The 13,499-nt window shown below is 39.9% G+C and carries 10 protein-coding genes; 7 read left to right on the top strand and 3 right to left on the bottom strand.

Annotated elements, in window-relative coordinates; translation table 11 throughout:
* Positions 1–141 precede the first annotated feature (141 nt).
* Positions 142–2,895 carry a pyruvate, phosphate dikinase gene (gene ppdK, locus WG954_RS18000; RefSeq protein WP_340438204.1) on the top strand — a complete coding sequence of 918 codons (2,754 nt, stop codon included), beginning with the start codon at positions 142–144 and terminating at the stop codon, positions 2,893–2,895.
* Between the two features lie 70 nt (positions 2,896–2,965).
* Here the strand turns inward: ppdK and ytxJ are convergent, their stop codons facing one another.
* A complete protein-coding gene (gene ytxJ, locus WG954_RS17995) occupies positions 2,966–3,298 on the bottom strand; it encodes a bacillithiol system redox-active protein YtxJ (protein WP_340438202.1) in 333 nt (110 codons plus the stop codon).
* Between the two features lie 69 nt (positions 3,299–3,367).
* Here ytxJ and WG954_RS17990 point away from each other — a divergent pair, with 69 nt between their 5' ends.
* The 4 genes from WG954_RS17990 to WG954_RS17975 all read left to right on the top strand — a co-directional run bounded on the left by WG954_RS17990 (position 3,368) and on the right by WG954_RS17975 (position 6,174).
* Entirely contained in the window at positions 3,368–3,532 is a 165-nt protein-coding gene (locus WG954_RS17990; protein WP_340438201.1) for a hypothetical protein, read from the top strand.
* Positions 3,533–3,579: 47 nt separating this feature from the next.
* Positions 3,580–4,407, top strand: a complete 828-nt coding sequence (locus WG954_RS17985) for an exonuclease domain-containing protein (protein WP_340438200.1) — start codon at positions 3,580–3,582, stop codon at positions 4,405–4,407.
* 71 nt (positions 4,408–4,478) lie between these two features.
* The gene (locus WG954_RS17980; RefSeq protein ID WP_340438199.1) at positions 4,479–5,276 is read left to right on the top strand and encodes a polyprenol monophosphomannose synthase; all 798 of its coding nucleotides are present in this window, start codon (positions 4,479–4,481) and stop codon (positions 5,274–5,276) included.
* 10 nt (positions 5,277–5,286) lie between these two features.
* Positions 5,287–6,174, top strand: a complete 888-nt coding sequence (locus tag WG954_RS17975) for a DMT family transporter (RefSeq protein ID WP_340438198.1) — start codon at positions 5,287–5,289, stop codon at positions 6,172–6,174.
* Between the two features lie 31 nt (positions 6,175–6,205).
* Here WG954_RS17975 and WG954_RS17970 read toward each other — a convergent pair whose 3' ends face one another.
* Positions 6,206–8,653: a TonB-dependent receptor gene (locus WG954_RS17970; protein WP_340438196.1), complete on the bottom strand. Its 2,448-nt coding sequence runs from the start codon at positions 8,651–8,653 to the stop codon at positions 6,206–6,208.
* Between the two features lie 84 nt (positions 8,654–8,737).
* On the opposite strand from WG954_RS17970, the gene WG954_RS17965 reads away from it, so the two are divergent.
* Together WG954_RS17965 and WG954_RS17960 are read left to right on the top strand one after the other, a co-directional pair.
* Positions 8,738–11,698, top strand: coding sequence for an alpha/beta hydrolase family protein (locus WG954_RS17965; RefSeq protein ID WP_340438195.1), 2,961 nt, complete (start codon positions 8,738–8,740; stop codon positions 11,696–11,698).
* A gap of 65 nt (positions 11,699–11,763) precedes the next feature.
* Positions 11,764–12,732, top strand: coding sequence for a hypothetical protein (locus tag WG954_RS17960; RefSeq protein ID WP_340438194.1), 969 nt, complete (start codon positions 11,764–11,766; stop codon positions 12,730–12,732).
* Between the two features lie 2 nt (positions 12,733–12,734).
* Here WG954_RS17960 and WG954_RS17955 read toward each other — a convergent pair whose 3' ends face one another.
* Entirely contained in the window at positions 12,735–13,448 is a 714-nt protein-coding gene (locus WG954_RS17955) for a hypothetical protein (protein WP_340438193.1), read from the bottom strand.
* Positions 13,449–13,499 lie beyond the last annotated feature (51 nt).

Genomic DNA, 13,499 nt, shown 5'->3' with positions numbered 1-13,499 from the left:
GGTGGTAAGTTTTTTTCTTGCGAACAGTCATTCTTTCACCAATTGCACCCTTCTACTTTTACCTCCGAAATAAAGCAAATAAAATAAGGAGCAAAGCAAGTTTCTTCCGCTATTCTTCCTGTCATTCAAAAATCTTCAATCATGGCAACTGTAAAAAAACCAATCAAGTATGTTTATTTCTTCGGTGGTGGTAAGGCCGATGGTAATGAATCAATGAAAAATCTGTTAGGTGGTAAAGGGGCAAACCTGGCTGAAATGGCCGGGCATCCAAATCTTCGTTTACCGGTGCCTCCGGGTTTTACTGTAACAACAGAAGTATGTACTTACTATTATGGTAATAAAAAAACATATCCGAAAGTTTTGGAGCAACAGGTGCAGGAAGCATTGAGTAAAATGGAAAAACTCACCGATAAGAAATTTGGCGATATTAAAAATCCATTACTTGTTTCGGTTCGTTCCGGTGCACGCCGTAGTATGCCGGGTATGATGGAAACGGTATTGAATGTTGGGTTGAATGAGGACACCATCAAAGGAATTATTGAGCAAAATGGCGATGCACGTTTTGCATATGATGCCTACCGACGTTTAATTATGATGTATGCAGATGTGGTGATGGAAAAAGCTGGTGCTGTTGAACCAAAAGGTGGTAAAGGAATCCGTAAAGTACTAGATGAAAAATTAGAGACAGTAAAACATACAAAAGGATATAAGTTCGATACTGATCTTACAGTAGATGAACTAAAAAAACTGGTGAAAGACTTTAAAGCCACTGTTGTAAAAGTATTAGGTAAACCTTTCCCTGAAGATCCATATGAACAATTATGGGGTAGTGTTGGTGCTGTGTTCAGCAGCTGGATGGGCAAACGTGCCATTGAATATCGCCGAATTGAAAAAATTCCTGATGAATGGGGTACTGCTGTAAACGTGCAGGCAATGGTGTTTGGTAATATGGGCGAATCTAGTGCAACAGGTGTTGCATTTACCCGCAACCCCGGTAATGGTGAGGACAAATTTTATGGTGAATATTTAGTGAATGCGCAAGGTGAAGACGTGGTTGCCGGTATCAGAACGCCAGCGCCTGTTAATGAATATTCAAAAAACGCACAAAGCGAACATTTTACCACACTTGAAAAACTGATGCCTTCTATTTATAAAGAATTAGACGGTTATCAAAAACGACTAGAGAAACATTATAAAGACATGCAGGATATTGAGTTTACAATTGAAAACGGTAAGCTTTACATGTTGCAGTGTCGTGTTGGTAAACGCAATGGTATTGCTGCAGTTCGTATGGCAATGGAAATGTATAAATCAAAACTTATTGATGCAAGAACAGCTATTCTTCGTGTAAGTCCTAATCAACTTGTGGAGTTGTTATTGCCTATGCTGGATCCAAAAGTGGAACAGATACAACCTGTTATTGCAAAAGGTTTGCCAGCCGGCCCCGGTGGCGCAAAAGGCCGTGTGGTATTTACATCTGAAGATGCAGTTGAATGGGCTTCACGTGGTGAGAAAGTGATTTTGGTTCGTGAAGAAACATCACCGGAAGATGTGGATGGTATGCATAAAGCACAAGCTATCCTTACAACAAAAGGTGGTATGACATCGCACGCTGCACTTGTTGCACGTGGATGGGGTAAATGCTGTATTGTTGGTTGTGGTGATATTGAAATTCATGCTAACACAAAAGTCTTTCATGCCAAAAATGATGTGATCATTAAAGAGGGTGATTGGATCAGTTTGAACGGCACAAAAGGGTTGGTATATGAAGGCAGTATGGCTTTGGTTGATATCGACATCGAAAAAAATCAATCATACAAAGAACTGATGAAGCTGGTTGACAAAACCAAACAGATTGGCGTGCGTGCAAATGCTGAAACACCTGAAGATGCATCAACTGCATTTAAATTTGGTGCAGAAGGTATTGGTTTATTCCGCACGGAACACATGTTTTATGGTGAAGGCAGTGAAGAACCTTTGTTTCTGTTACGTAAAATGATCGTGAGTAAAACAGAAAAAGAACGCCGTGAAGCATTGAATGCATTGTTCGTGTTTGTGAAGAAAGATATTAAGGACACGTTGGCTGTCATGAATGGACACCCCGTAACCATTCGCTTGCTTGATCCGCCATTACATGAATTTGTTCCGCATGATGCAGAAAAACTCCAGGAGTTGAGTAAAGAACTGGGAATTCGAATGAGTGTATTGAAAAGAAGGGTATTGGCGTTGCATGAAAATAACCCAATGCTGGGGCACCGTGGTGTACGTTTAGGAATCAGTTATCCTGAAATTACCGAGATGCAGATACGAGCCATCTTTGAAGCAACTGTTGAGCTCATCCGCAAAGGCAAAAGAGCCATGCCGGAAATTATGATCCCCGTAGTTTGTGGTAAACATGAATTGCGTCACCAACGGGAAATAGTGAACGAGGTGTACAAGCAGACTTGTGAAAAAATGAAAGTGAAGAAGATTCCTTATCTCTATGGCTCAATGATTGAAATTCCCCGTGCTGCATTAAAGGCAAACAGTCTTGCAATGGAAGCCGATTTCTTCAGCTTTGGTACCAATGATCTTACGCAAATGAGTTTTGGTTTCAGTCGTGATGATATTGGTGGTTTCTTGCCCAAATATCTTGATCTGAAATTACTTCAATCAGATCCATTCCAAACCATTGATCAGAGTGGAGTAGGTGAACTTATTAAAATTGGCGTTGAAAGAGGTCGCATCACCAAACCAAATCTCAAAATTGGTATTTGTGGTGAACATGGCGGTGATCCTGAAAGCGTAGTCTTCTGTCACAAAATTGGAATGAACTATGTGAGTTGTTCTCCGTTCCGTGTGCCGATTGCCCGTTTGGCGGCTGCACATGCTGCATTAGAGTTCCCCCGAAAATAATGGCTATGTAAAACCATTTGTTTGATTATGACCCTAAAGAAAAAGGCCACCGTATTGGTGGCCTTCTTTATTAATTGAATTGAAGCTGATCTTTTATTTCACCCATATCAATACCCATGTGGCTTTCGTTGTAAACACATTTGCCATTTTTGATCACCAGAATTTGTGGCGATTCATGTTCAACAGCAAATCGTTCGGCAACAGAATTTGATAAAGGACGGTAGGAGATCAGATCGAGATAATGAAACTGAAGTTCACCTTCTCCGGCTCTTTCCAAACGGTTCTTGGCAACCGAACTGATATTACAACGGGTGCTGTGTTTGAAAATAACCTGTGGCTTTTCTTGCGACAAATGAATAACCTGTTCCAGGTCTTCCAAGGAACGTAGAGGGATCCAATTCATGTAAACTAGTTTCTTGTAATAACAGCTTAAGCTCTGAAAGGTTTATTGCTTGAACTTGTGGGGCAACCCATGCCACGCTTACTGCTGGCGCAAGAAGTGAAAACAAATGCTGCAATTGCAACTACTAGAAGGGAAATCATTACTTTTTTCATAAATAAAACGGATTTTGGTTCCGCAAAAATAGCCATGTTTTTGAGAATTTCATCGAAATTACCTGATTTAAACGTTCAGTAAGTGTATTTCAGTATCTGATGGTGCCTTTGTTTTAGTTATTTTTGCTCATGAGCCAACAGATTTCGATGGGTTTCGACGCCAATAACCAATCCGGTAACAATAATATGAGTTTACAACTGAACCGACCGCTAGCCGTTATAGATCTTGAGACCACCGGTATAAATATCAGCAGCGACAGGATCGTTGAAATTGCCATCGTAAAAATTATGCCCGATGGCAGCCGCCAGGTAAAGCGGAAGCTCATTAACCCTGAAATGCCCATTCCGCCTTCTGCAACAGAAGTACACGGCATCAGCAATGAAATGGTGAAAGATGCGCCAACATTTAAGCAGGCCGCTAATGAAATTAAAATGTTCATGGCTAATTGCGATCTGGCAGGCTATAATTCCAACCGTTTTGATATACCGTTACTGGTTGAAGAATTTCTGCGTGCCGGTTTGGATATTGAATTGAACGATCGCTCTTTGCTGGATGTGCAACGTGTGTTTCACATGATGGAGCAACGCACACTTAGTGCAGCTTATAAGTTTTATTGTGATAAAGTATTAGATGGTGCTCATAGTGCCGAGGTGGATGCATTAGCAACCTGGGAAGTATTGGAAGCGCAGGTAAAGCGTTATCCGCAAATGGGTGCAAGTGTTGATGCAATTGTAAAGTTTACCGGCGAAGATCAGATCGTTGATTTTGCCCGCAGGTTTGTCATGGAAAACGGTATTGAAGTGTTCAACTTTGGGAAACATAAAGGCAAGCCTGTAACATTGGTATTAAAACAGGAACCGCAATATTATGATTGGATGATGAAGGGAGATTTCCCTCTGCATACCAAACAAAAACTCACAGAAATATTAAACCGCACCCTGTTAAAAAAGAACTAAACGTTCTTGCAGCATAAGAAGATTTGTTTAAGGTTTTCGAAATCAACTAAATTGCAACGCAAACATTCAGATTGGAAAAGCTCGTCATCATACCCACTTACAACGAAAAGGAAAATATTGAAAATATTATCCGTGCCGTTTTTACATTACATGAAGGTTTTCATGTGCTGGTGATCGATGATGGTTCTCCCGATGGTACGGCACAAATTGTAAAACAACTACAACTTTCTTTACCCGGTCAATTATTTATTGAAGAACGAAAAGGCAAGCTTGGATTGGGTACCGCATATATTCACGGTTTTAAATGGGCCATTGAAAAAGGATACCAGTTCATTTGCGAAATGGATGCCGATTTCAGTCATAACCCGGCTGATCTTTCACGTTTGGTTGATGCCTGCAAAACAGGTGGTGCTGATCTTGCAATTGGTAGCCGTTATGTAAAAGGTGGTGCTGTTGCTAACTGGCCGCAAAACCGCATCTTCCTTTCAAAAGGCGCATCTTTATATACACGCATGATCACCTGGATGCCGGTGATGGATCCTACTGCTGGTTTTGTTTGTTACAAACGTGAAACACTCGAAGCATTAAACTTAGACGGAATTAATTTTGTAGGTTATGCGTTCCAGATCGAAATGAAATTTGCTGCCTGGAAACTGAAGTTTAAGATAAAAGAAGTTCCTATCACCTTTGTTGATCGCAAGTTTGGTGCAAGTAAAATGAATAAAGGGATTGTGAAAGAAGGTATACTCGGCGTATTAAAACTACGTTGGCAAAGTTTATTCAAAGATTATCATGCAAGAATGAAAAGCAAAGGCGAAGCGGCGTCTAAATTTTCATCGGATGACGTAATAGCGCAAAGCAAATTGTGATCTTCCATAAATGCATTCCACCACCAAATCCTTTCTGCAATTACATGCTGCTGTTTTCTTAGCCGGTTTTACAGGCGTACTTGGCCGTTTGATCGAGTTGAACGAAGGCTGGCTTGTTTGGTACAGGATGTTGCTTTCATCTTTAGTGTTACTGCTTATTTTTTTCATCCGCAAACAATCGATCCGTATTGAACGGAAGTATGTACTGCAATGTGTTGGTATTGGTGCACTCATCGCCTTGCATTGGGTCTTCTTCTATGGCAGTGTGAAGTATGCAAACGTATCCATTGCTTTGGTCTGCTTTGCAGCCACCGGATCATTCACTGCTTTTCTCGAACCGCTTTTGCATAAACGAAAATTGGATCTTGTTGAAGTATTGCTGGGCTTATTAGTATTGTTCGGTATCTATCTCATTTTTCATTTTGATACAGAGTATAAAACAGGCATTTTGCTTGGTGTTGCTGCAGCATTTTTATCGGCTTTGTTTCCCATTTTTAATAAACGGTTGATTCAACATATTCCTGCTGCAAACTTAACATTATATGAGTTGGGTGGAGGATGGTTGATGTTGAGTTTGTTGTTGCCGTTGTATCTGCAATTTTCTCCTGCAGAAAAATTTGTTCCTTCCTTCAATGATTGGTTCTGGTTGCTGATGCTTGCGTTGTTCTGCACTGTCCTTGCTTTTCAATTATCAGTGAATGCATTAAAAAAGATTTCGCCGTTTACAGCAAACCTTACTTACAATCTTGAGCCTGTCTATGGAATTCTGCTTGCATTTTTGTTGTACAACGAAAACAAAGATTTAGGTAAAGGATTCTATTGGGGAATTCTGTTGATCGTTGCCAGCGTGGTGATCCAGACGGTTCGTGTATGGCAAACAAAAAAGCCATCCGTTTAATGAATGGCTTTTCCAATTTCAATTTAGTATTTTAAAATTCAATTATAAATCCTATCGTTGGTGTTACACTTGGATCATTATTCTGCAGAATAACAGGAATCGCATTACTGCCATCAAATGCAATTGGCTTTCCGTTTGTGGTTGCAAAACCACTGTTATTTGCAGTGCGTTGAAAGGTATATTGAGGAAACGCCGGACTCTTTGCAACATACCAATTGCTCACATCGAGAAATACATCCAGCGTTAAGCGTTTAAAATTCCACTTCTTATCAATACGCACATCGCTTGAGTTGAACGCAGTCAAACGGTTTTGATTCAAACGTGCATAATCAAGAATACCTTCACCAGTGCTGAGGTAATTTTGTCGGCTCGCCGTTTCATCAAACGGAGTAAACGGAGCGCCACCCTGGTAACGGAATTTTAAACCAAGCTCCCAATTGCGTGGAAATTTATAGCCCCATGTTACACTCAACAAATGGCGGTTATCCCATGCGCTCGAAACATATTTTCCGTCCACACCACTGAATTGGCTAATGAATAAAGTATAACTAAACACTCCATAGAAACGCTTCGTTAATTTCTGTTGCGCAAAGAACTCAACGCCATATGTTCGTCCCTTACCTGTACTTATAATATCTTCATTACCTAAAATATTAAAATCGCCGCCTTTGTTTGCAAGATTAATTCCATCACGCACACTCACGGGCATATTGCCGTATTGTTTGTAGAAACCTTCAATGGTAAAACGAGTTGTATTCTTAGGTAAGTACTCAAATCCTACCACATAATGATCGCTGCGCAGATAATTTGCATCACGATTCACATAGTTGCCGTTATTATTTTGAAATCCGAGAATAGTATAAGGGGCTAAACGATAATAACGACCCACACTTGCATTCACCGTCCACTGATCGCTTAACACATAACTCAATCCAAGTCGTGGACTAAATGTTTGCAAGAGATTCATGCCTTCATCGGTAAAGGTATTGCCATCGAAACGAATGCCAACGTTTACACCTAAACGATCATCAACGAAACGTTTGCCCGCCTGCACGAATCCACCCAGCTTTAAAAAACTTTTTGATGTATTGAAGTTAGCTTTCACTTCAGGCTGAACAAGATTCCCTAACGTATCTCTCACTTCTGCACGGATGCGTGCAAAACCTTTGTTACTGAATTGCGGATTTTGTACAACAGCACCATAACTCAGCTTCCATCCATTTAAACTTTGATTAACGTCAAACCGTAATTTATTTTCTGTTTCGTTCGATGCAACATCCAACGATTGTTTAGCAGGAGTAGGGTTGAGGTTATCTTCAAAACGAGTAATATTATTATTGAATGCATTGCGGCTGATTGCAAGATTCCAGAAACCATTTTTAATATTCCGTTTCAACGCAGCACCAACTGTATAATTCCATTGATTAATGTTTGGGTTACTGTTGAGGATGTATAATTTCTCCGGTGTTGCTTCTGATGGAACTGCAAAACTGAATTCATCAATAGCACCAACACCCAAAACAGTCAATGTCGTTTTCTTATCAAACTGATGTGTCACTTTGTATTGAAAATCCCAATAGTTGGGGCGAATAGGAAGATCTAATGCCTGGAATAAAAATTGCAGATAACTACGGCGTGCACTTGCAAGAAAGGTCGTTTTCTTGTTCTTACTTAATGGTCCTTCTAATGTGGCGGCAAGTTCTGTTGCACTCAAACGGACATTACCTTGTACACGATTTGTGTTTCCTCTTTTTTGTTTGAATTCAAATACACTGCTGAGTGCATTGTCAAAACGGGCATCAAACGCAGAAGAACTGAGTTTCACATCTTCAATAAAGCTTACGTTTAGAATGCCTGTTGGTCCGCCACCGGCACCTTGTGTTGCAAAGTGATTAATCACGGGAATTTCAATTCCATCTAAATAAAATACATTCTCACCGGGCCCGCCACCACGAATAATAATATCATTACGAAAACCGCCAACACTTCCAGCCGTTCCGCCAACACCCGGAAGTGTATTGATCACACGACTGATATCGAAATTGCCACCCGGATTTGCTTTAATTTCTTCTGTTGTTAACCGTTGCACACTCAATGGTGTTTCAAGTGTTGCCACTTTGGCTGTACGTTTTCCTGTTACCGTTATTTCTCCAATCGATTTTATTTCTTCTTCCAGTTCAACTGTTACATTTGTTTCATTACCAGATGTAAGAACAATATTATAAATCGTGTACGCCTTGTAACCAACTTTACTGAAAACGATATTGTATGATTTCGGATCGATGTTGATGATGCGGAAACGGCCGAGAGAATCGGTAACAGCACCCCATTCGGTGTTTTCAACTTTTACCGAAACGGCTTCAAGCGGAAGCTGTGTTGATTTGTCTGAAACGGTTCCTGCAATTATGCCTTTATTCTGTGCAAAAACAGGGTTGGCTAAGAGTGTGATAAGGAGTAAGCCTAAAATGTATCTGTTCATAAGTGTTATATTCCGTTGGTGTAAAACAAGAATACGGCTAAATTGTTTAATATATCTTGAAGAACTTTTAAAAAACTACTGCACATGAGAAATTTCGTTTTTTGTCTTTTGCTTTCAGTTCCGTTGTTTGGCATTGCTCAATCCAAAAAACCACTCGATCATTCCGTTTACGACCGTTGGCAAAGTGTACAAGGTGCTCAGATCAGCGATGATGGCAAGTGGGTGGTGTACATGATCAATCCACAGGAAGGTGACGGAGATATGATCATTCAATCGACCGATGGTAATTATAAAAAAACTGTTGCCCGTGGTTACGGTTCTGTTATTACCAATGATAGTCGTTTTGTGATCTTCAAGGTTCGTCCGTTATTCAAAGATACACGTGATGCAAGAATCAAAAAGAAACGTCCGGATGAAATGCCAAAGGATAGTTTAGCGATTGTTGAATTGGGAAAGGACAGTGTATGGAAAGTAGCACGTGTAAAAACATTCAAAACACCAGAGAAAGGAAATGGCTGGGTTGCTTATCATATGGATAAAGCTTTACCCGAACCACCGAAACCGGCTGCAAAACCGGACTCACTCACGCAGATCAATAAAATGGTTTCAATGGCTGATTCGTTGATGCGTGTGGCTGATAGTTTAAAGAACAAAGCCAATGAAGCAAAAACAAAGGGCTTAACTGTTTTGCAACCTGCAAAAGGCGGAGCGAGACAGGTATCGAGACCAGCTGCCGATCCTGTTGAAGAAGGTACTGAACTGATTGTACGAAATACGCAAACAGGTGAGGAGAAAAAATTCAAATTGGTTAACGAATATTATTTCAGTAAAAATGGAAATATATTATTGATAGAAATTTCAAAGAAGAATGCTGATACATTAAGCAAGGCTGCTGTTCTTTGGATGAATACAGCAACAGGAAAAGTGGATACCGTGTTTCAGGGTTTTAATGATGCAAAAAATTATGCAATGGATGAAGCAGGAACACAACTTGCATTTGTTGCAGAGCGTGATAGTGTAAGCAAAGCATTGCGAAAGTTTTATAAGCTCTGGCATTACAAAACCGGTATGGATAGTGCACGTTTGCGTGTTGATCGTTCAACCGCTTCTGTGAAAACAGGCATGACGGTTAGTCCTGACTACATCAATAAATTCAGCAAAAAAGGCGATCGGTTGTTCTTTGGATTGGCACCAATCCGTCAACCAAAAGATACCAACCTTGTTGAGTTTGAAACTGCACGACTTGATATCTGGCATTATAATGACCCCGAACTTCAACCACAACAATTACTGCAGGTGAGTAATGAAATGCGTCGGAGTTATTTAACGGTTTTGCATGGAGATGCTTCTGCAGTAACACCTTTGGCAACTGAAACATTGGAGCGTGTTGTTACAACCGATGAAGATGATTCAGATGTTGCAATTGGTTACGATAGCAAACCTTATCGTAAACAAAACCAATGGGAGCAACACAACTATAACGATCTGTATTTAGTTGATGTAAAAACAGGCGAACGAAAACTCATCGGTAAGAAGATCCGCAGTGGTGGTATTTCACCTAAAGGAAAATTTGTGATGTGGTTCGATTGGAAGACGCATCAATACATGTCTTATGAAGTAGCTACAGGCAAAACTGTTGTTGCAACAAAAGATATTAAAGTGCCTTTGTTTGATGAAGATGATGATCATCCGGATGATCCACCGCCACATGGTGTAATGGGCTGGCATGAAAATGATGCAGCATTGTATGTGTATGATAAGTTCGATATCTGGAAAATTGATCCTACAGGAAAAGAAAAACCTGTTTCTATCACCAATGGTATTGGACGTAAAAAACAATTGACTTTCCGCTACAGCGAACTTGATCGTGAGGAACGTTTTGTAAAAGATGGCCAAACATTACTACTTGGCGTATTTGACAACAAAGAGAAAGGATATGGTTTAACAACTCTTAAACTCGGCGGCAACTTTGTACTTAACGAATCAATAGCAGTAACTAATCCTGCAGTGATCAATAACGGCAATGTATTGAAAGGAAAGAATAGTGATGTGTTGGTTTATACAGCAATGACTCCTCAAATGAGCGCAAGTTTGTTTTCTACTACATTGAATGCAGCACAGGATCACAAATCAGCAAAACAATTGAGTCGGGTGAATGAACAACAGAAAGATTACAACTGGTACACTGTTGAATTACATAAATGGAAAATGTTTGATGGTAAAGAATCAGAAGGTTTGTTATTCAAACCTGAGAATTTCGATCCAAACAAAAAGTATCCTGTGATCTTTTATTTCTATGAGCGTAACAGCGATACACGCTATAGTTATCGCACACCTGCACCAAGTGCATCAACAATAAACATTGCTTATTTCACAAGTAATGGTTACCTCGTTTTTGATCCAAATATTTATTACAAAGATGGTGAGCCTGGCGAAAGTGCATACAACTCTGTAGTGAGTGCCGGAAAGTATCTCAGCAAAATGAAATTTGTTGATAGCACAAAGATGGCCATACAAGGACAAAGTTGGGGTGGTTACCAGGTTGCGTATCTTGTAACACGTACAAAAATGTTTGCAGCAGCAGGAGCTGGTGCACCTGTAGCGAATATGTTTAGTGCATACGGTGGTATCCGTTGGGGTGCTGGTATCAGCAGGCAGTTCCAGTATGAGCGTTCGCAAACACGTTTGGGTGCAACGCCATGGCAACGTCCTGATCTTTATACCAAAAACTCTCCGTTGTTTAAAGCCGATAAAGTAACAACACCATTGCTGTTGATGCATAATGATAAAGATGGTGCGGTGCCTTGGTATCAAAGTATTGAATTCTTTACAGCATTGCGTCGCTTAGACAAGAAAGCATGGTTTTTGCAATACAATGATGAAGATCATAACCTCGTTGAACGCAGAAACAGGAAAGATCTTTCTGTTCGCTTAAGCCAGTTCTTTGATCATTACCTGAAAGGAGCACCAATGCCCAAGTGGATGAAAGATGGTGTGCCAGCGGCTGACAAAGGAATTGATTGGGGATTTGATATAGTGAAATAAAATCGAGATAAAAAAAGGCCGGACTTTGTTTCGGCCTTTTTTATATTCATGCTAAATTCATTTTTATGCGCAACCTTATAACAGTTGTGGGTTTACTATTTGTTTTGCAAACCAATGCACAGCAAGTAAATTATCTCAACCAGGGAAATGCAACAAACAAACCAACGGTATTTGCGCAGGGAATTATCTCCAATGGATTGATCAACCGTGATTTTACAATTTCTCCAAAAGGCGATGAGATATTTTTCACGATTCAGCACAAAGATTTTATCAGCAGCACCATTATGCACACTCAGTTGAAGAATGGCAAATGGAGTGAAGTGAAAGTTGCTCCGTTTTCAGGAATGTACAATGATCTTGAAGCTCAGTTCTCTCCCGATGGGAAAAAGATATTCTTCAGCAGCAATCGGAAAGTTGATGCATCAGATACCATCAGCGATTACGATATGTGGTATGTAGAGAAAGCTGTCAACGGCAGTTGGGGAAAGCCTGTTCATTTAGGTTTCACTGTTAACTCACCGAATGATGAATTCTATCCATCTGTTACAAAGAGCGGCAATCTTTATTTTACTGCTCAATTGGAAAACGGCGTTGGTAAAGAAGATATTTTTATGTGTGAGCTTAAGAATGGAGAATACCAATCACCCATTCCTGTTTCAACAGCTGTTAATTCAAAAGGCTATGAGTTCAATGCCTTTGTTGATCCTGATGAACAATTTATTTTATTCACTGGTTATGGCCGTAAAGACGATATGGGTAAAGGAGATCTGTACATCAGTAAAAAGAATGAGAAAGGAGAGTGGCAGGAAGCAAAGAATCTTGGTGCACCGATCAATTCAACAGGTTTGGATTATTGCCCGTTTGTAAGTTGGGATAAACGCACATTGTTCTTTACAAGCAATCGGAATATGCATGCTGCGCCGTTTGATAAACCTGTTACGGCATCTACATTAAAGAAACAACTTTCCGGTCCGGGTAATGGACTGGATGATATTTACTGGATAAAATTCGATGAACTGCTGAAACAATTCTGATCTTACGCCGCACTCAGGAATTTTACAAAGCTCCTTTTTGCAATCGGTAAAAACGTTTCTTCAACCGGGTAAGAAAGATTTGTTTCAATACTGTACACAGCCGGGTTTGGCAATTCTGTTTTATTACGGATGAGTTCTCCTTTAATATTCTCGTACGTATTCACAATATTGCTGATCCATGAATCAACAAAGTTTGTTTTGAGTGTACGGTACTGTTCATCATGTCGCTCAAAAAAACTGAGGCGGTATTGATACACTTTTGTCTGCTTGGCATTGGTGTTACGCAAAAATAAATAACCTTCTCTTGTGTCAAGGGGAAGAATACCAATTGGTGCAATGGAAATGCTTTGTTCTACCATTTCATAAATTTCCGTGCCGTTTGAAATGGTGGTTTTCATTGTGGCGATAGAATAATGCATAATGGTTTCCAGTTCCTGCATCAGTTCATCATCTTCGATCATTTGTTCATAAAGCAACTGCAATTTTTCAATTTGTATGCCAGTTAATTTTTTCGGGAATTGTTCCTGCAGGTATTTTTTATTCTCTCTAAAGGCGACAAGATTGTTATAGTGAAAGATCACATCTGCAAGTTGCGGATACAATTTAGCTTCGTTGAAATATTTGTTTACTTCCTGCAAATAGGCGAGCAGGGTATATTTCTTCAACTCAAAATCAATAAAGCCATCGGCAAACCAGGTTTCGGATAAAGTCTTCATACATGGAGTTTTACTGGGTTATTGTTCCTTAAATTTACAAAACTCATTTAA

The organism is Lacibacter sp. H375, from assembly GCF_037892425.1.
Classification (GTDB): Bacteria; Bacteroidota; Bacteroidia; order Chitinophagales; family Chitinophagaceae; genus Lacibacter.
This window is presented reverse-complemented; position numbering and strand designations above follow the sequence as displayed.